The sequence below is a fragment of the Akkermansia sp. N21169 genome (assembly GCF_029854675.1).
Taxonomy (GTDB): Bacteria; Verrucomicrobiota; Verrucomicrobiia; order Verrucomicrobiales; family Akkermansiaceae; genus Akkermansia.
This window is the reverse complement of record NZ_JARWNC010000024.1, coordinates 1-18,255: the sequence shown is the minus strand read 5'-3', so window position 1 is coordinate 18,255 and position 18,255 is coordinate 1. Positions and strand designations below refer to the sequence as shown.

16 protein-coding genes are annotated in these 18,255 nt (G+C 50.8%); 3 read left to right on the top strand and 13 right to left on the bottom strand.

All coding sequences use genetic code 11. The annotated features are described in order from the left end of the window. Nucleotides 1-52: 52 nt before the first annotated feature. From QET40_RS01035 to tdh, 4 genes are all read right to left on the bottom strand, one after another. Nucleotides 53-1,420 carry a tetratricopeptide repeat protein gene (locus QET40_RS01035; protein ID WP_280125309.1) on the bottom strand — a complete coding sequence of 456 codons (1,368 nt, stop codon included), beginning with the start codon at nt 1,418-1,420 and terminating at the stop codon, nt 53-55. Nucleotides 1,421-1,450: 30 nt separating this feature from the next. Further along, nucleotides 1,451-3,094 carry a pseudouridine synthase gene (locus QET40_RS01030; protein ID WP_280125308.1) on the bottom strand — a complete coding sequence of 548 codons (1,644 nt, stop codon included), beginning with the start codon at nt 3,092-3,094 and terminating at the stop codon, nt 1,451-1,453. A 224-nt stretch (nt 3,095-3,318) separates the two neighbouring features. Continuing rightward, nucleotides 3,319-3,474 (bottom strand): small basic protein, encoded by a 156-nt coding sequence (locus QET40_RS01025; RefSeq protein WP_280125307.1) that lies wholly within the window; start codon nt 3,472-3,474, stop codon nt 3,319-3,321. Nucleotides 3,475-3,576: 102 nt separating this feature from the next. After that, complete coding sequence (gene tdh / locus QET40_RS01020; RefSeq protein WP_322190140.1) at nt 3,577-4,608, bottom strand: L-threonine 3-dehydrogenase; 1,032 nt, start codon at nt 4,606-4,608, stop codon at nt 3,577-3,579. Between the two features lie 204 nt (nt 4,609-4,812). Between tdh and glgP the strand changes: the two genes are divergently transcribed. Next, nucleotides 4,813-6,480 (top strand): alpha-glucan family phosphorylase, encoded by a 1,668-nt coding sequence (gene glgP / locus QET40_RS01015; RefSeq protein WP_280125305.1) that lies wholly within the window; start codon nt 4,813-4,815, stop codon nt 6,478-6,480. A 233-nt stretch (nt 6,481-6,713) separates the two neighbouring features. On the opposite strand, the gene QET40_RS01010 is transcribed toward glgP, so the two are convergent. The 8 genes from QET40_RS01010 to QET40_RS00975 form a co-directional block, all read right to left on the bottom strand. Further along, nucleotides 6,714-8,297: a trehalase family glycosidase gene (locus QET40_RS01010; protein ID WP_280125304.1), complete on the bottom strand. Its 1,584-nt coding sequence runs from the start codon at nt 8,295-8,297 to the stop codon at nt 6,714-6,716. Between the two features lie 494 nt (nt 8,298-8,791). Then, entirely contained in the window at nt 8,792-10,684 is a 1,893-nt protein-coding gene (yidC, locus tag QET40_RS01005; protein WP_280125303.1) for a membrane protein insertase YidC, read from the bottom strand. Between the two features lie 50 nt (nt 10,685-10,734). Beyond that, entirely contained in the window at nt 10,735-11,016 is a 282-nt protein-coding gene (yidD, locus tag QET40_RS01000) for a membrane protein insertion efficiency factor YidD (RefSeq protein WP_280125302.1), read from the bottom strand. After that, on the bottom strand, nt 11,013-11,405 hold the full coding sequence (gene rnpA, locus QET40_RS00995; RefSeq protein WP_280125301.1) for a ribonuclease P protein component: 393 nt from the start codon (nt 11,403-11,405) through the stop codon (nt 11,013-11,015). Before rnpA ends, yidD begins: the two co-directional genes overlap by 4 nt. A 63-nt stretch (nt 11,406-11,468) precedes the next feature. Then, nucleotides 11,469-11,654 carry a 50S ribosomal protein L34 gene (rpmH, locus tag QET40_RS00990; RefSeq protein WP_280125300.1) on the bottom strand — a complete coding sequence of 62 codons (186 nt, stop codon included), beginning with the start codon at nt 11,652-11,654 and terminating at the stop codon, nt 11,469-11,471. 194 nt (nt 11,655-11,848) lie between these two features. Then, on the bottom strand, nt 11,849-12,958 hold the full coding sequence (locus QET40_RS00985) for a DNA adenine methylase (protein WP_280125299.1): 1,110 nt from the start codon (nt 12,956-12,958) through the stop codon (nt 11,849-11,851). A 97-nt stretch (nt 12,959-13,055) separates the two neighbouring features. Next, nucleotides 13,056-14,372, bottom strand: a complete 1,317-nt coding sequence (locus tag QET40_RS00980) for a bifunctional UDP-3-O-[3-hydroxymyristoyl] N-acetylglucosamine deacetylase/3-hydroxyacyl-ACP dehydratase (protein ID WP_280125298.1) — start codon at nt 14,370-14,372, stop codon at nt 13,056-13,058. 64 nt (nt 14,373-14,436) lie between these two features. Next, nucleotides 14,437-15,195, bottom strand: a complete 759-nt coding sequence (locus tag QET40_RS00975; protein ID WP_280125297.1) for a hypothetical protein — start codon at nt 15,193-15,195, stop codon at nt 14,437-14,439. Nucleotides 15,196-15,353: 158 nt separating this feature from the next. Between QET40_RS00975 and QET40_RS00970 the strand changes: the two genes are divergently transcribed. Continuing rightward, a complete protein-coding gene (locus QET40_RS00970) occupies nt 15,354-16,367 on the top strand; it encodes a phage capsid protein (RefSeq protein WP_280125296.1) in 1,014 nt (337 codons plus the stop codon). 14 nt (nt 16,368-16,381) lie between these two features. After that, the gene (locus tag QET40_RS00965) at nt 16,382-16,831 is read left to right on the top strand and encodes a hypothetical protein (protein WP_280125295.1); all 450 of its coding nucleotides are present in this window, start codon (nt 16,382-16,384) and stop codon (nt 16,829-16,831) included. Between the two features lie 92 nt (nt 16,832-16,923). Here QET40_RS00965 and QET40_RS00960 read toward each other — a convergent pair whose 3' ends face one another. Beyond that, entirely contained in the window at nt 16,924-17,775 is an 852-nt protein-coding gene (locus QET40_RS00960) for a hypothetical protein (RefSeq protein WP_280125294.1), read from the bottom strand. Nucleotides 17,776-18,255 lie beyond the last annotated feature (480 nt).

Below are 18,255 nucleotides of genomic sequence, written 5' to 3'. Positions count from 1 at the left end.
CGACGACTCCGGAGTTCAAGCCAGATTAACGCGAATATGCGCCATATCCCGCTCATTTCTCTTCGACAGCCCATTTCCGGTTGATCCAGCGGTTCATCCAAATAAGGAAAGTCCCCACCGCTATCAGAAGAAATCCCCCGCCTCCCCATAGAAGCCAGTTCGCCCGGAACCGGGCAGGAGCATTCCCGCCTTGGGCGGCAGCATCCCACCACTGCCATGCGGCAACGGGGTTCCACGTCACTCCGCTGAAGGGAATAAGGGAAAGGGTACCCATACGAGCCATGGCAGGAGCATAGCCCCCCATGGCTGCCGTACGAATCCAATACACACCGGATTCCTTGTCGCCGTGTTTCCAATCAAAAAGCCCCAATTCATATTGCCCCAGCGGAGAACGGAAACGATCCGCTGCGGCAAACAGAATTTCGCGAGCTTTTTTGACATCATCGTCACTAGCATTCTCGTCGTCTGCCAGCATGCGGGAGGCTTCGACAGCCGATAAAGGTTCCCCATAAGAAGCAGCCTGGATATAGTAGGCTCGCGCCTGGGGGATATCTTTTTCTCCCCCCTCGCCAGCCCTCATCATCCCGGCCAATTCGCGCAGGGCATAAGGGTTTTTGAGATTGGCAGCCTTGGAAAACCAATGACGCGCCTGGGCGAGATCGCGTTCCACGCCAATCGCGTTTTTGTAAGCGAGGGCGGTTTCCATCATGGCATCACCCTGCCCCTGCTCCGCCGCCTTGAGAAACCACCTGAAAGCTTCCCCTTCATTCCGCTCCGTCCCCAGGCCCTCACGATACATCCTGGCCAGCAAAACGGCCGCCATTTTGAACCCGAGTTTTGCCGACTTCTCCATCCACTGCAGGGCCAGTTTTTTATCTTCCGGCGTCCCCTCGCCCTTGAAATGCATAATTCCGACCCAGAAAGCCGCCTCTCCGTCACCTCCGGCAGCACGAGCTTCCATATTCTTCCGGGATTCGGCATACCACTTGGCAGACAAAGCCTCATCCTTGTTTCCGCCCAGTCCATTCCGGTACATAAAGGCCAGCTGGTACTGGGAATCCGCCTGACCGGCCTGGGCAGCCTTTTCAAACCAGGCGCGGGCCTGTTCCAAATTTCTAGGATATGAAGGAGTCCCCCGGTACATCAACTTTCCCAATTCGACCATGGCTTCCGCATCGCCCTGATCCGCATGGCTCTGCAATGCCTGGACGTATTGTTCACAATACCGGCGAGAATCTGCTAGTTGGCCGGCAGCTTCCGCCTTCTTCCAGGCCTCCCGAAGCACGGCAGGAGAAGAGGATACCGGATCAAGCGTCGACAACGCCTCCAGGCCGGCAGCTTCATCTGAAAAAACAGGAAGGGCTGCCATAGACAGCCCTCCCACTCCGGCTATTACAAACCAAAGGTTCAGCAACTTCATACCGGATTGTAGAATATTGTGGATCGGAAATCAACGGTCTCCACCACGACTGCCACGGAAGCCACCATCACGGTTGCCACGGAATCCGCCTTCACGGCGTTCCCCGAAACCTCCTTCGCGACGGCCTCCAAAGCCTCCTTCGCGGTTGCCACGGAACCCGCCTTCACGGCGTTCCCCGAAACCTCCTTCGCGACGGCCTCCAAAGCCTCCCTCGCGGTTGCCACGGAACCCGCCTTCACGGCGTTCTCCGAAACCTCCTTCGCGACGGCCTCCAAAACCACCTTCGCGGTTGCCACGGAATCCGCCTTCGCGGCGTTCTCCGAAACCTCCTTCGCGACGACCTCCAAAGCCTCCTTCGCGGTTGCCACGGAATCCGCCTTCACGGCGTTCCCCGAAACCTCCTTCGCGACGACCTCCAAAGCCTCCCTCGCGGTTGCCACGGAACCCGCCTTCACGGCGTTCTCCGAAACCTCCTTCGCGACGACCTCCAAAGCCTCCTTCGCGGTTGCCACGGAATCCGCCTTCACGGCGTTCCCCGAAACCTCCTTCGCGACGGCCTCCAAAGCCTCCCTCGCGGTTGCCACGGAATCCGCCTTCACGGCGTTCTCCAAAGCCTCCTTCACGACGGCCTCCAAAGCTACTTTCGCGGCGGGCAAAAGGCCTGTCCGAACGTCCTTCAAAAGAATTATTTCTAGGTTTCCGTTCCGGAATTTCCTGATCGGAGAATCTCGTCTTCATTTCCGGAGACAATTCATACGTATCCTCGTCCAGATCAACTCCTTCAAAGTCTGCCGGATTAAATTCGTAGTTTTCGTCGCCATCATTGGTTTCCGAAGCACGGAACGTAGAGGGAGCCCCAGCACCCTGTTTGCGGGATGTTCCCTTATAAGCGGCCAATTCCTTGGCACCCAAATATTTGCGAGGACGCTTGGGATTGACTGAGGCAAGAGCCACTTCTGCCGGATCCATGAATTTCCAACTTCCCGGTTCCAAATCTCCTCCCCAGAGGGAACCGATACGCACGCGTACCAGTTTCCTGACACGCAATCCCAGGCAGGCGAACATCTGGCGGATCTGTCTCTTCAATCCCTGTTCCAGGACAATATATGCCCGGCGTGCAGATGCACGGCAGACATACTTGGCCTTGGCCTGGCCTTCCGCAATGCGAACGCCCTTCAGCAACTGCATCAGCACACTGTTGTCAAAGTTCTGATCCAAAGTCACCCAGTATTCCTTTTCCACTCCTTCGGAGGGATGGCTCAATTGCTGGACGAGTTCTCCATCATTAGTCATGATAAGCAAGCCTTCCGAATCGGCGTCAAGGCGCCCCACATAGTTCAAGTGGCGCAACTTGGGAGGCAGGAGATCATAAACCGTACCTTCCGCCCCCTGAGCCTCGCGGCTGCATACAAAACCACGCGGCTTGTTGAGCAGGACAACGGAATGTTCTTTGGGAACCATGTGGTGTCCGTCCAGTTTTACAAAATCTTCGGAGGAAACCCTTATGCCGGGCGTTTCAACAACCTGGCCATTCACTTCCACTCTACCTTCTACGATCAGCTGATCCGCTGCACGGCGGGAATCAACTCCGCATGATGCCAGAAACTTATTCAATCTGATTTTACCGGCATTGTCATCAGAGGCACCTACGGCCTCATTCATATCTTCATTCATATTATTTTATTATTGTCTATTGGGAACCGCTTCACAGCGGCATCGCGCCACCGCCCTGTCACTAAGGAAAGAACGACGGCAATCTGTATGGTTCCTCCCGGACAGTACCTCGCGGCGTCATCCGGGAGAAAAAAAGCCCCTCGGACAAACCAAGGGGCCTTTCCTTAAAGGAAATCTGTTAAAATCCCGTTCCTGCCAGGCAGGGACAGAGATGAGAAGACGGATCAGTCTTCGTGTTTGGTCTTGGGGAGACCGATGGGGCTCTGCCCCTTCTTCCACTGACCGCGTTCCTTCATCAGTTTAACGCGTTCAAATCTTTTGAGAACGGAGCGCTTGCCGCCCACAGTGCCGGTAGCTTTGAGACTGGAATGCTTGGACATAATCTTATGTGTGTAAAAAAGGTTCGCCTATCCGCTCATGCGGGGTGAGGGCGAAGCTTTATACACACCCGCCCTCACTTTGGCAATACCTATTTTAAAAAATTATAGAATCCAGTCCATAACGACCTTGCCGGAATTGCCGGAAGCCATTGCTTCGAAGCCTTTGGCAAAGTCCGTATACGGGATACGGTGGGTGATAATCGGGCTGATATCCATGCCGCCGCGAACCATCTTGCTCATCTTGTGCCAGGTTTCAAACATTTCACGGCCATAAATCCCTTTCAGCATCAATCCCTTGAAGATTATTTTATCCCAACTGACGGCAACCTGGTCGGGCATAATGCCAAGCAGAGACACCTTGGCGCCGTTACAAGCATTATCCAGAATATCGTTCAATCCGGAGGGATTGCCGCTCATTTCCAACCCGACATCGAAACCTTCTTCCATATCCAGCTCATTGCGCCAGACATCGGTTACTTTTTCGCGAGTTACATTGATAGCGCGCGTCGCCCCCAGGCGGAGAGCAATCTCCAAGCGGTAGTCATTGACGTCGGTGACGACAATGTTCTTGGCACCGGCATGCTTGCAAACTGCAGCAGCCAAGCTACCGATCAGGCCTGCCCCTGTAATCAGAACGTCTTCCCCGACGAGATCCCATGACAGGGCCGTATGAACGGCATTGCCAAGAGGATCGAAAATCGAAGCAATTTCCATCGGGATTTCCGCGGGAATACGATACACGTTTTCCTGAGGAATGCTGAGATATTCGGCAAAACAACCGGGACGGTTCACGCCTACCCCTTGGGTGTTGGGGCACAAATGGCGGCGTCCGGCCTTGCAATTGCGGCATGTTCCGCAAACGATATGGCCTTCGCCGGAAACGATTTCCCCGGGCTTGTAACTCTTCACGGCACTGCCTACTTTTTCGATGATTCCGCAGAATTCATGTCCGACCTGCATCCCAACCGGAATCGTCCTTTGAGCCCAGGAATCCCACTTCCAAATGTGGAGATCGGTACCGCAAATGGCGGTCTTGTAAATGCGAATCAAAACATCGTTCGGTCCAACTTCGGGCATGGGAATGTCAATCAATTCCAAGCCCGGTGCAGCTTGAGTTTTCACCAGTGCTTTCATGGTGATATTCATGCTCGCAGCAGGATGCAAAGGCAAGCCAAAAGCTCGCACGCCGGACAATTTCCGTACCAGAATATTCCCAATGAAAACGGCCTCTGAAGGCAAACATTACGTCAAATGATCATTTTCGGCTTCCATAAATGGATTTGAGGTGATATTGCCAGAAGACATTCCATAAGCTTTTCCGATAAACACCACACAAATATGGCAACTTCATTTCTCCCGAAACTGTTCGAACATCCCTACGAAATCGATCCGAAATACGCCAAAAGCGTTGCATACTTTTCCATGGAATTCGCAATCGACAACGCCTTCAAGATCTACTCAGGCGGTCTCGGCTATCTCTCCGGCTCCCATATGAGGAGTGCGCACGACCTGAGACAGAACCTCGTCGGCGTCGGCATCCTTTGGAGTTACGGCTACTATAATCAGATCCGTGCGGAAGACGGTTCCATGGCCACTCAGTACGTCCATAAAAACTACTCCTTCCTGGAAGATCACAACATCAAGTTCCTCATTCGCGTCTGCGGGGCGCCCGTCTGGGTCAAAGCCTATTTCCTGCGCCCGGAAACCTTCGGTTCCGCTCCGATGTTCTTCCTCTCCACGGATCTGGAAGAAAACGACGAAGAAAGCCGTAACATTTCCCGCCGCCTGTATGATGCCAACGGTTTCACCCGCATTGCGCAATATGTCCTGCTCGGCAAGGGTGGAGCCCGCCTCTTTGAAGAACTCGGCGTCGAACCCGAAATCTACCACCTTAACGAAGCTCACGGCCTGGCTGCCGCCTTCCACTTACTCGCCAAAACCAAGAGTGTGGAAGAAGTCCGCAAGCATCTTGTTTTCACCACTCATACTCCGGAAGAAGCCGGCAATGAAAAGATGGACATCAACACGATGAATACCTTTTCCTTCTTTGATGGCCTTTCTCTGGACGAAGTACGTTCTGCCATTCAGCTGGACGGCAACGACAACACCTTCAACTACACACTCTCGGCCTTGCGGCTCAGCCACAAAGCCAACGGAGTCTCCAAGCTGCACGGCGATGTCTCCATCGACATGTGGAAGGGTTACGACAACATCTGTCCGATCACCTCAATCACTAATGCTCAGAACCAGAAATACTGGCAGGACCACGAACTTGCCGAAGCCTTCCACTCACGGGACAAGGAAGCCTTCCGGCGCCGTAAACGCGCTCTGAAAAAAGACCTCTTCCGCATCGTTGGCGAACAAACTGGTCGTGTCTTCGATCCGAACTGCCTCACCATCGTCTGGGCTCGCCGTTTCGCCGCCTATAAACGTCCCGAACTTATCACGGGCAATCCCACCTGTTTTGAGCGCATGCTGCAACGCACAAACCGCCCGGTTCAATTCATCTGGGCCGGCAAACCCTACCCCACCGATCATAAAGCTATTGAAATTTTCAACAACCTCAACAAGCTTTCCGCCAAATATCCCCGTTCCGCCGTCCTCGTCGGATACGAAATGGGATTGAGCCGCGTGCTGAAAAATGGCTCCGATATGTGGCTTAACAACCCCGTTGTCACTCGTGAAGCCTCTGGAACCTCCGGCATGTCCGCCGCCATGAACGGCAGCGTCTCTATCTCCACCTTCGACGGTTGGATCTGCGAGTTTGCCAAAGACGGAGAAAACAGCTTCGTCATCCCCACCGCAGCCCCCAACCTCTCCCCGGAAGCCCGCGACCGTTCCGACCGCGACAACTTCTACAACATCCTCGAAGACAAAGTCCTTCCTACCTATTACGAAAACAACGACGCATGGATGGACATCGTCTTCAATGCCATGAACGATATCTATCCCTATTTCGACGCAGATCGCATGGCCGACGAATACTACGTCAAACTCTACAATTAACCCCACCCAGGAGCCATCTTCCAGAAATCGGGGTTCATCCACCCTTTCCGGATTGATGTAGGACATCCCTCCAGATCAAACCGCTGCTTCCCACCACAGGAGCAGCAGTTTAAGTTTACCCGGAATCATGCGGCCTGCCGAGCACATACAGAATATCCATCTATTAACAACCTTCTCTCAGCTCATTAGGACAACAAAGAATAAAACTATCCATACTCATTAGATAACACGCATTATTCATCTGTCTCCGCTTTGACGGCAATTTCTTCAGAACCACCTCCCCAAATCACTTTAAGCGTAAAATCCCGATTAGACTTAACTGTTATTTCTGGTTTTTGGAGTCCATTGGGGCGCGAAGCACAATAAAGGTCCAAAAGGCCATCTTTGCCAAAAGGATATTGTTTAACGCCAAAAGAATCCGTAAGACGTATGTCCCAAATCAGAGTATTGTGAGGAACATCTGCCCGGAGACCGAAAACATATTCAAAAAGGACGGCAATGGGAACCAGACCAGTCCAGCCTACCATCCCGGGACGGCACCGTCCCTTGGTAATTTCAGGATCATAATTTTCAAAAAATGTTCCCGTTTCTTGAAAGACCTGTGTAACGTTATTCAAATGGTTCAAGCCTATATCAAAAGCTATTTTGTCTTCCCCTATTCTGGAAAGGCCTCGCAAAACCATGTAATTTGTAGGAGCCCAAACGGCACCACACCAGTATCCTCCCCCATTTTTAACATACGCGGGATCATCGGCCGAAAGAGTCGGCACCCGATGAGGTCGCTTGAATTTGGTTGGATTTTCCAAATGAGAAACAAAAGATTTTATACGGTCTGCGGGAATGACATCAGCTAAAAGCGCCCAATAGGCACCTATGGTTTGCACGCCGGAAATACTGCCATCACGAAAACGGTCTGCGTAACATTTTTTATCCGAATTCCACATTTTTTCGTTCACGAATCTACTAAGAAAATCAACTTCCTTCTGTATGTCTTTCACATCCGCTTCGCGCCCAAGTTCCCGTGCCATGGACACAAGAATTTTACCGGACAATATTTGTTGCATGTTGGCGTCTATCCACGACATATGACCATGGCTGAATTCTCGATGGTAATTGCCGCGTAATCTCGGTTGATTATCCATTCCGCATCCCCAACCGCTAAGATAGTAAGATCCGTCTTGCCAAGTTCGGTTAAGGTTCATCCACTGGTAATAGGCAAGTAACGGAGGAAATACTTTCTCCAAACGCTTCCTGTCATTAAAATTGAGATAATATTCCCACTCGGCCCACGGCATAATATTGGGGCCTGTACTGGAAGGATCATATTTTTCAAAACAGTTTTTCCCGCTGGTACCATATATTTCCCGGCAGATAAAACCGTCAGGTAACTGTTTGCAGTAGAAATTGTCCAAGGTCCCCTGAAAATGAAAAGCATGAGCACCATACTTTCCGAACATTGTCATAAAACTGCAGTCCCACATGAAAATATTACCGTTGAATACCGGATCAATATATGGGGAAATAAAGCCATTCTGAGGAGTCGCCGCCTTAATATTGCTAAATCCCATTTCCCATGCTTTCCAGTAACTCGAAATAACATCCGGTCGGGCATCCCATTCAGGACGAGGTAATTTTTCTTTAATTTTCGCAAATTGGGGAGGATGCATCAGATTTTGATGTTCCTTGAGAAATCCGTTTTCTTGAACGTATTTATTCGGAACATAGAAAGAAGTGTAGGGTTCCTGGTCTGAGGCAACTCCTTTTGAAAGAGAAATAATCGAAAGAAACAATATACAATTCAATACCCTGGAAATCATACTACATGGTTTCCAGAAACATTCAATATGTCAATATCATTCTAAAAATATTTTTTAAATATCAAGACTTATCATCCTAAAAGCATATAATCATAAATACAAAAAACATTATAAATAATAATCTTATATAAAAACTTATCGTTTCATTCTTTATTTGAATTTATATTCTGTTCCGGATCTGATTTTCCTCAAAACAATCTTCTGACGAATCCTTCTCCATACGAAACCATGCGGAAATTCGACATGGCACATGCAAGCCACCCAATGACAAAATCAGGTCAAGCTTGGAAGAAAAAACAAACCTGAAAAATGAAATCATTCCGCTGCTATGTCGAAGAGGGCAAACAAACAATTGACTAGAACATCTTCCTAAACTCTCCTAGTCCCTACCCCGCCTCAACAACAAGCAAATGCCAGAGCTCTTTATTATTTGGGGCTATCTCTCTAATCCGAGATAGCTCCTTGAAAAATTACACGTTATAGCAAGACTCTGCCTATTTCTTCCTCCTTCCGGGAGTTACGTTACGCATACCTCCACCCTGTTGCTTTTGCTGTTCGGCAAGAATACGTTGCTGCTCCATCATGCGTTGCAAAAAACCGGCTTTCTTTTTCTTTGTCTTGGTCAGTTCCGGCTGGGGCAAACGACGGATCAACAAGGTTTGTCCCATATTAATCAAGTTCTGAGCCGTCCAGTACAAAGCCAAAGCCGATGCAAAGTTGTAGCAGAAGAAAAAGAAAATCAGAGGCATAAACGCCATAATCCGGCGTTGCATCTTATCCCCGGCCTGCGGCGTCATCTTCATCTGGATTACCATCGTTACCGCCATAATCAGAGGAAGAATGTTAACCGGAAGAGTCGGGAACGAGCTAAAGGGAAGCGGGATTTCATACACCGTATCCGGCAATGACAAATCCTTAACCCACCAGAAAAAAGGCTGACCGCGCAACTCCGCCGAGTACTGCAGAACACGGTAGAAGGCAAAGAAGATCGGGATTTGAATCAGCATTGGCAGACACCCGCTGGCAGGATTGATGCCGTATTCCTGATACATCTTCATCATCTCCACATTGACCTTTTGCGGATCATTCGGGTACTTTTCCTTCAATTCCTGCATCTTGGGCTGGACGAGCGACATACGCTTCATCGCCATGTAGGACTTCTTGTAAAGAGGCCAGATGACAATGCGCACCACAATCGTCATGCAGATAATGGCAATACCCCAGTTACCGACAAGGCCGAAGAAAAAGTTGAGCAACCAGTTCATCGGAGCACTCAGGATAGTTAGCCATCCGTATGCCATGACTTCATCCAGTTTATAGGGCAACTCGTTGAGAACCTGGTTCTTCTTCGGGCCCGCATAGATCTCATACGAAAGCACCTTCTCGGCCTTGGGCTGAAGATCTACCACCGGAGCCCCCATCGCCAAAATGACCCCGGGTACTTCATGGTCTCCTTCATGTTTCAGATGGAACAACTGACGCTGGGCGTAAATCATCGAACCGCGGGAATCCTCCGCCGGTATCAGTATACTGGCATAATACTGACTCATCACCCCACCATAGGTCAGGTTAACCAGATTAGCCACCTCGCGCGGCTTGGCAGATGATATAAAGCCCCCTGTAAAATACGATGGCGTTTCCTGAACGAATTTACCATCCGTCATATAGAAAAAGTGAGTGAACGCCTCGGCCATTTCACTCTTGGCAATTGGGTATCCCGCACCGGCAAAAACGCCCATATCCGGAAGACGCACGGCATGATCCATGGGATTAAAAAGCGTTATCTTCAGTTTCAGCATATATTGGCTGCCTGCCAAAAGAGCGCCGTTCTCGTCCTTTAACGGATCAAACGTATATTCCTTCTTCACGGCAAGTCCATTGGCAAGCCGTGCAACAAGGGTCAGTTTCTCATCGTTGCTCTCAGAATCAACCTTCGAATAAACGGACGTATCGTAACTGGGATCCGCCGCGGGAGTAATCCCAAACACGAGTGTACCGATACCGTACGTGCCATTCTCATTGATCTTCACATCGACATCCGGTACATGGCGACTATCGACCAGATCTCCCTCCATCTCCACATTGCGGATTGAACCGCCAATATTGGCAATCGAATACGTCGCTACCGGCTTTCTATCCTTTCCTTCTCCGGCATAAGAGACCATCGGCCAGGTTTCCAGCTTGCTTTCGTCAACAGGCGGAACAACCGCCATATCCCCCGGAAGAGCAGGAGAGTTTGACGCCGCATCGGCAGAAGCCGTTTTCGTTGCGGGTTGAGATACAGACTGAGGTGCTACGGGAGGCTTGGGCTGAGTACTTGAGTAGTAGTAGTCAGCACCCAGCAATACCGCGCAAAGGGCTATAATAATCCATGATTTGCGATCCATAGTAGTTGATTGGGAAAATGTAGATAAAAAGTAATGTGTTGAAATGGGTCTTATTTGGAAGCGTCACCATCCCCAGGAAAATGAGAACTGCCGGACGAACAACGCGGAGGCACGGGATCGAACCCGGAGCCACCCCAGGGATTGCAGCGCAAAATCCTCCAGATACCTAACGTTGTTCCCTTCCATATTCCATGTATTTCTACGGCTTCAATAAAATATTGCGAACAAGTCGGGGAAAAACGGCATCCACTCATCGGTCCGCCAAGAAAATGCAAAGGCCGGCTGACAAAGCGTTGGTAAAACCGCACACACGCAATAACCAGCTTCTTCATACGGGCGCCTCCTCCTGTTCAGCAGAGTCTCCCTTCATCCTTTCCAGCTCCCGTAACAGTCGGGAAAGAGTCTTAAGCCAGTCTTTTTCCAAAGCTGAGAAAGGAGCCGTAGCTGCACGCCACCTCAAGACACAGACGACATGCAAACCGCATGCAAGGGAATCCCCGTGCATGCGAATAAGCTCCCGAATACGTCTCTTCAACGTATTACGGAGAACGGCACCACCGACCTTCTTGGTACAAATAATGCCAAATGCGGAAGGCTCATCCGCGTGATCCAAAGGACATGCGCTCAAAACAAGAAGCCGACCTGCAGTAGATGCACCCTGACTACGCACACGGGCAAATTGGAATGCCCGATTCATGCTTTGTTGACGAGTCAAACGCATCTCCCCGCGGGGCGGCCCGTGAAAAGAAATCGTAATATGGCCAGCCTCTCCGGCCACAGCCGATTAACGACCGTGCTGGATCGTGTGGCGCTTGTACTGAATTTCAGCACCCTTCGGAAGAAGGCGCTTACGGCCCTTAGCACGACGACGACGCAAAATTTCGCGTCCATTCTTGGTAGCCATACGGGCACGGAAACCAAACTGGTTCTTGCGGCAACGCTTGGAAGGTTGATAGGTCCTCTTGCTCATAATAAAAAGGTAACTGTTTGGTGAATGAAATGTCCCGCGCCTCTTTCGGACTGCACGCAGGGAAGTGTGTGGGGAGGTAGAATAATATTTATCGCAGCTTTGTCAACACGTCTGATGCGTTTTTTTCATTTTTCCGGTTCAGCAACGTAATATATGCTTCGTATTCCACGTTTCCGACAATAATCTCCGTTCCACTAGAACCTCTCCAAAAGATAGAGATATTCATTCACAACCAATGATCGATTACGTAAGTTACGGCTTCCGCGGAATGTCAGATACGGGATTTCATACGTTTCCAATCTGCCCTGAGATTGCAAGAATGCCGCAAACTCATCCTGGGAAACAAACCCCTCGGAATTGTAAGAAATCAGAATATGGGATGCCTTGCAGGCAGATACCAGAGAAAAAAGATTCTCCTTAGCTTTTCCCGACGAATTATAGGCCGAACGAGTCCAATCCCCGGGAATGCCAGAGACATCGCTAATCTTCTCCGGCCGTCTGTAATCCGCAATCAAGTTCAACATAAAATAGTTGGAGCCATAGGGGTGCTGGTTGTAGGGAGGATCAAGATACACCAGATCCACCGGATCCAACCTATGCACCAGAGTATTGGCATCCTCGCGGTAAACCGTCGCCGGACACGAAAAACGCGACCAGACGGGCATGGACAAATAAATCGGACTCGTAATCCGAGACAAGGCATCTCCCTTCCTGCCGCCAAAACTCCCAATCCCTGCTGCATCCTTGTAAAATCCCTTGAAAACTCCGGACGTATTGGCATGAATCGAAGCCTCCGACAACAAAGGTCCCAGTAAAAACGGCCTCATCCATTCCGGACGCCGGCCAATGGCACGACAGGCGGCATCCAGATACAGCGCATTGCGACGCGTATAAAAAACACGTTCCCCAGGCTGGATATTCTCATCGTCGGCCGGAGCGTACAACTCGGAAATAAACCCTCCCTCCCGGTCTGAGGCAACCTCGGGCAAAAGCTCGGTCAAAGCCTCTTCGAGAGCCCGGATATTTACCTCGCGGGCATTAGTCAGGTAACATTTCCCGAGAATGCGGGCATATTCCTCAAGATCATTGGAAATCAAGCGTGTCGCATGAGCCTTGAAATACCGGGAAACAATTCCGCTCCCGGCAAAGAGATCGGCAATATCCAAAGCATGCTTGCCCAAGCGTTGCTTAACCCGGCGTAACGGCGTATCAATAAATCCGAGCAACGCCCGCTTATTGCCGATACAAGTAATCAGCTGGTTGGCCAAATAGTCCGGATTCTCTCCTGAATCACCTGCCGGCATAGATCTATTCCAATCTCGTAAGCACTTTGCAACAGGCAGCTCCTTTCCGTTACCCCCCCTAACGGGAAAACCGGAAAGGAGCTATCCTAAAAAGGCATCAGCCATCCAGAAGACCGAACTTCAATTCAGCCTCGGAAACAACCTGACCATTAACCAGACACTGCCCGATCGCCTGACCGATATTACCGCGCATCTTAACCATTTCAGCCTCGATAATCAGGGAGTCGCCAGGGAATACGGGACGGCGGAACTTCACCTTGTCGGCACTCATGAAATAACCGATCTTGCCGACATTACCCGGCATGCGCAGCATCAAAATCGATGCCAGCTGCGCCATCGCTTCCACCTGAAGCACTCCAGGCATCACGGGATGCCCCGGAAAATGTCCTTGGAAAAACGGTTCGTTGATCGTCACATTCTTCATGCCGCGGCACTTCGTTTCGCCTTCAAAACCGATAATGCGGTCAATCATCAGGAACGGATAGCGATGGGGAAGCAGCTTCATCACTTCCTTCGTCTCAAGTACGGCATCTCCATAGGGAATATCCGTACTCTGAGGCTTCATCTGCTGCATCCTCGTATATTCTTTCTTCAATCGGGAGGCCAGTTCCGTATTCGGACCATGCCCCGGCTTGACAGCAATCACATGACCGAGAATCCTCTTACCGGCCAAAGTCAAATCTCCGATCAGATCCATGGCCTTGTGCCGGGCAAACTCATTGTTAAAACGCATCGGCTCCTTGCTGAGGAGTTCCTCTCCGCGGATAACGACGGCATTCTCCAGACTCCCACCCTTGATCAGTCCCTTTTCCAAAAGAGGCTTAATATCTTCGTAAAACGTAAAAGTACGGGCGGGAGCCAGTTCCTTTTCGTATGTCTCCGGCGTAATAACCGAATCGAAATACTGAGTAATGCGGCCTTCCGGTCCAACACACGTCACGGAAAGCCTGTAAGTTTTGGAAGGAAGAATCGTCAGGATAGAACCGCTCTTCGTTTCCACCGTCACCGGTTCACGGACTTCCCATACACGGACGGGAGCATCCTGTTCCACGATTCCGGCACTCTTGATCAGCTCCACATAAGGTTTGGAAGAACCGTCCGCAATGGGAGGTTCATTGGCATTCATCTCAATCACCACATTATCAATCCCCATCCCAGTCAAAGCAGAAAGAATATGCTCTACCGTATGGACTTTGACCGACCCCTCGGCCAGAGACGTTGCTCGTTCAACAGTCTGCACCTTCTCCACATCAGCCGAAATAAAAGGCTGATCGGGCAGATCAACCCGGCGGAATTTAATGCCGTAATCAATCGGTGCAGGTTTCAATGTCAAGGTGACGGCCTGCCCGGTATGGAGAGATGTTCCTTCAAGCGTTGCCGGGCTGGCGACTGTTCTCTGATTTCCAAAAGCCATAGGTGAATTCTAGAAGAATTCATCTTCCTTGGAAAGCACAAATCCATGAGTTTCTCTCCCAATTTCAGGAAACTCCCATTCCTTCTTCCACAAGGACAGGATTAATGCCAAACGCCGATAAAAGCATCCGGAAACAATCCGTACATCTCTTGCGTATCGTCGTATCAGTCTCCATGTCGGCAACGACTTTTTGGTAGAGCTGGTTTCTGGCTTCTCTAGCAATAGCAGCCCGTTCCTCTGGCAATAAATTATCAACCTCGCGGCCCTCTGCATCCGTAATCCGTCCAGGCAATACCAGCAACCCGGCAACCTTCAGCTTAGGTACCGACACCTGAAGTTCCGATGTCATCGGATAATACTCCCAAATCCGTATCGAAGAAGCCACAATCCCATACGACGCGACATAAGCTCCACTCACCTGCAACGTCGCAGACTGAGCTTCAGAGCCATCACCCCCCTTCCGGGAACAAGTCACCGTAATTCCTTGAAAACTCTTGCCATCATCGATTCTAACAGCTTCGCAAATCTTTTCCTTCTGCACATTCAGCCTCACCGAAGAAGGCTCTTCCTGTTGCAGCGTACGCGGCAGCCACCCCAATTCCTGGAAATAGGCATAACCGAACGCACCACAGAACAGACATGCCAGGCACATGAATGCAGCAAGCACCACAATCACACATCCGGCACGCCTTCTACGTGTAGCACGCATCTTTTCCCTGTTCGGAAGAGGCGTATTCACTTGTTCCAACCGCTTGGGAACCGGGGACGGTTCCAAGTCTGGCAGTGTAATCGACGGATCGTCCGGAGAGAGAGGCTCGTTCATGACTCCGCAATCTACATACAATTCTCACCAAAGAAAAGATCATTTCCCTGTCCCGTCCACCATCACGTATCGGAATGGATGCGAGAAATACAGTTCACTCCATAATGGCACAGCAACCGTGACACGGACAAATCCGGCAACACCGGATCCCGCATCCCATGGAGCGACAGGACCACCTGCTCGCTACCCAATCCCGGGCAGAAACCAGGTTCAATCCAACAGCCGCAGCAATCATCTACAACACCATTTCAATTATGGCTACAACAATCAACGAAAACTATCAGATTAAATACACCAACAAATGGGGGACCCTCCTCCAGCAGCAAACTTCCCGGCTGGAAGATTACGTCTCCGTTGCCAGGGACCTCAGCGGAAAGGTCGTCTTCTTCGACCAATTCGGCGTCCTTGATTTCGAGGAAAAAACCACCCGGGTCGGCAAAACCATTCTGGACGAAGCCCCCACTCTGCGCCGTTCCATGAGGCCGCGCGTCTTCACCAAGGCCATTGGCTATGATGAATTCGACGCCAAACAGCTCGGAAACATGGATGTCCCCGTCTCCAAAACTATTGAGGGACTCAGGGCCGCTGCAGGTCGTCGCATGGACGACGTCATGATCACCGGATTCCTCGGCACCAACTATGTTGGAGAAGACGGTCTCCAGGCAGTCGAACTCGGCAACGCCCAGACCATCGCCGTCAACTATGTCGAATCCGGTTCCGCCAAGGACGACAATCTCACCGTCGCCAAGTTGCGAGCCACTTTGCAGCTCCTTGAAGAAAACGAAGCCTGGCATCAAGACTCCTCCCATTTCGGGGACCAACTCGTCCTTGCCGCCACCAGCTCGCAAATCATGAGCCTGCTCCGGGAAACGGAAGTCAGTAGCTACGACTTCAACAACATCAAAGCCCTCGTCGAAGGAAAAATAGACACCTTCATGGGGTTCAAATTCGTCCGTACCCAACGCCTTCCCATCACCTCCGGCAGCGTCAGAACCTGTCTCGCATGGGTCAAGAGCAAAGCGCAATTCGGCTTCTGGGATGACTTTAAAGTCAAACTCTCCGTGCGCGACGACATGGACGAAGCCCTGCAGGTACGTGCCAAATTCAGCTGTGGCGCCACACGCCTCCAAGAAGAAGGCTTCGTCAAAATCATGTGCAAAGAAACCAAATAACTTAATCGGACAATATGACTACATATTACTCAGACACTGCGGAACTACTCCAGGCTACCCTGACAGGTCAATCTGCCAACTTCACCCCAGGCAATGTCCTAGGAGGCAGGATTGCATTCGCCCGCTCTACCATCGAAAGCAATGGAGGCATGGTAGCCAACGATACCATCCAGCTTGTCTTCCTGCCCAAAGGAGCCGTCATCGTCCCTCATCTCTGCAAAATCTGCAATGAATCGTTTGGGACAACATTCTCCATCAAAATCGGCAATGAACAAAGTGCAAATGCCTATGCCAATGCCATCTCGTTAAAAACAGCCGGGGAACAATCGTTCACCGGAGCCTCCTCGGCTCTAGCCCCCGTCGCATTGGAAAAAGCGCAATGGGTTACCGCCACTATCACGGAAGCCAGCGCTGTCATCGCCCAGAAAAAGGCTGTCGTCTGGCTCGCCTACATCATCCCATAAACTCGCCATTCCGGCTCGACTTACGAGACCGGCTCGGTTAGAAGCACTAACGATTGCCTCGTTCCGCTCCATGGCGGAACGAGGCAAAATGTTTATTCGGGATTGACTGCCTCCTTGAGGAAATTCGGAGTATCCGCAAACGATTCCATCCAAGAAACAACCACCTTCCCCTCATCATTCGTACCCAGTTGCAGAAATGCCGAATTCCTGCCGGAAGAAATACGCAGAAACATCCTTCCCTCTTCCCAGGAATAACGGGGCCTATTCAACTTATACTCAGGATTCATCAAATCGAATCGCAACAGTTTCCTGACCTCATCACGTGTCAACCCGCGTAACGCCACATCATCGGCAAACACCCTCCTGGCCGCCTCGACAGCCGGCACAGAAGCCACAACCGTTCCATCCGGCAACCTCACTGTCTCCCACATCAATTCAACATCCCGTTCGTAAATACCTTGGGAGCCTCCGGAAAGCGTAAAAACCAGAAGAGGCCATGCCAGCAAGATAACAGCAAACACAGCAACCCGGCGGCGGCGCGTCTTAGACAGAGCAATAATCGCCTTTCCCACCATCCCCCAATGCGCTACAAGCTTCTCATCCGCCTTGCCAAACAAAAACTTGCGCGGCTTATAATTAATCCCGTTCTCGGCAATCTGCTTGACCGTCTTCCCCTTTGTCGGATTCACAGCGTCAATGCCGACACTCCCTTCCGCATTCTTCAACATGCGAGGCCACAAAACAGGCACCACCACATAATAAAGAACTGCACTAGCCAGATAAATCAACAGAATCAAACGGCACATTTTCAACATGTCGGAATCAGCAAGAGCCGGGAAAAAGCAATAGACAATAGGGAGCAGCCCCCACACCCCCAAACAGAACCACGACATGCCACGCATCCATAACTTCCAGCGGTCTTGACCGGATATGACAATCAACATGGCAAAAACAATCCACCACGGAGGAATCAAAATATCCTTCACTGGCCCAGTCAATCCGCTTTCCGTCCACTGAGCTACGTACAAACTTCCGGGAATCCATTCCTCATACCCAGTCGATATCGGGAAAAACGAGCGCAAACAAATTGCAGCATCCCCCTCTCCGCGCAACAGCAACGATACACCCATTCCAAACACCGCCAGGAGAAAACAAACCAGCAAAGACAAGAATCTAAGCTTACGTGGAAATCCATCATTCATGATACGTTATCATACCTTTGGATGAGCGCATGTTCAAGCATTTGAGAGAATTTCATCTCACAGATTTCCTGCCTCTTTCGCGGGGATGAGGATTCGAGTATAAACAGAGAAGCCCCGCCTTGCATGGTGACAAGGCGGGGCTTCATGATCAATCCCGGCGACGACCTACTCTCACAAGAGCTATACTCTCACTACCATCGGCGCGCCAGCGTTTCACTGCCG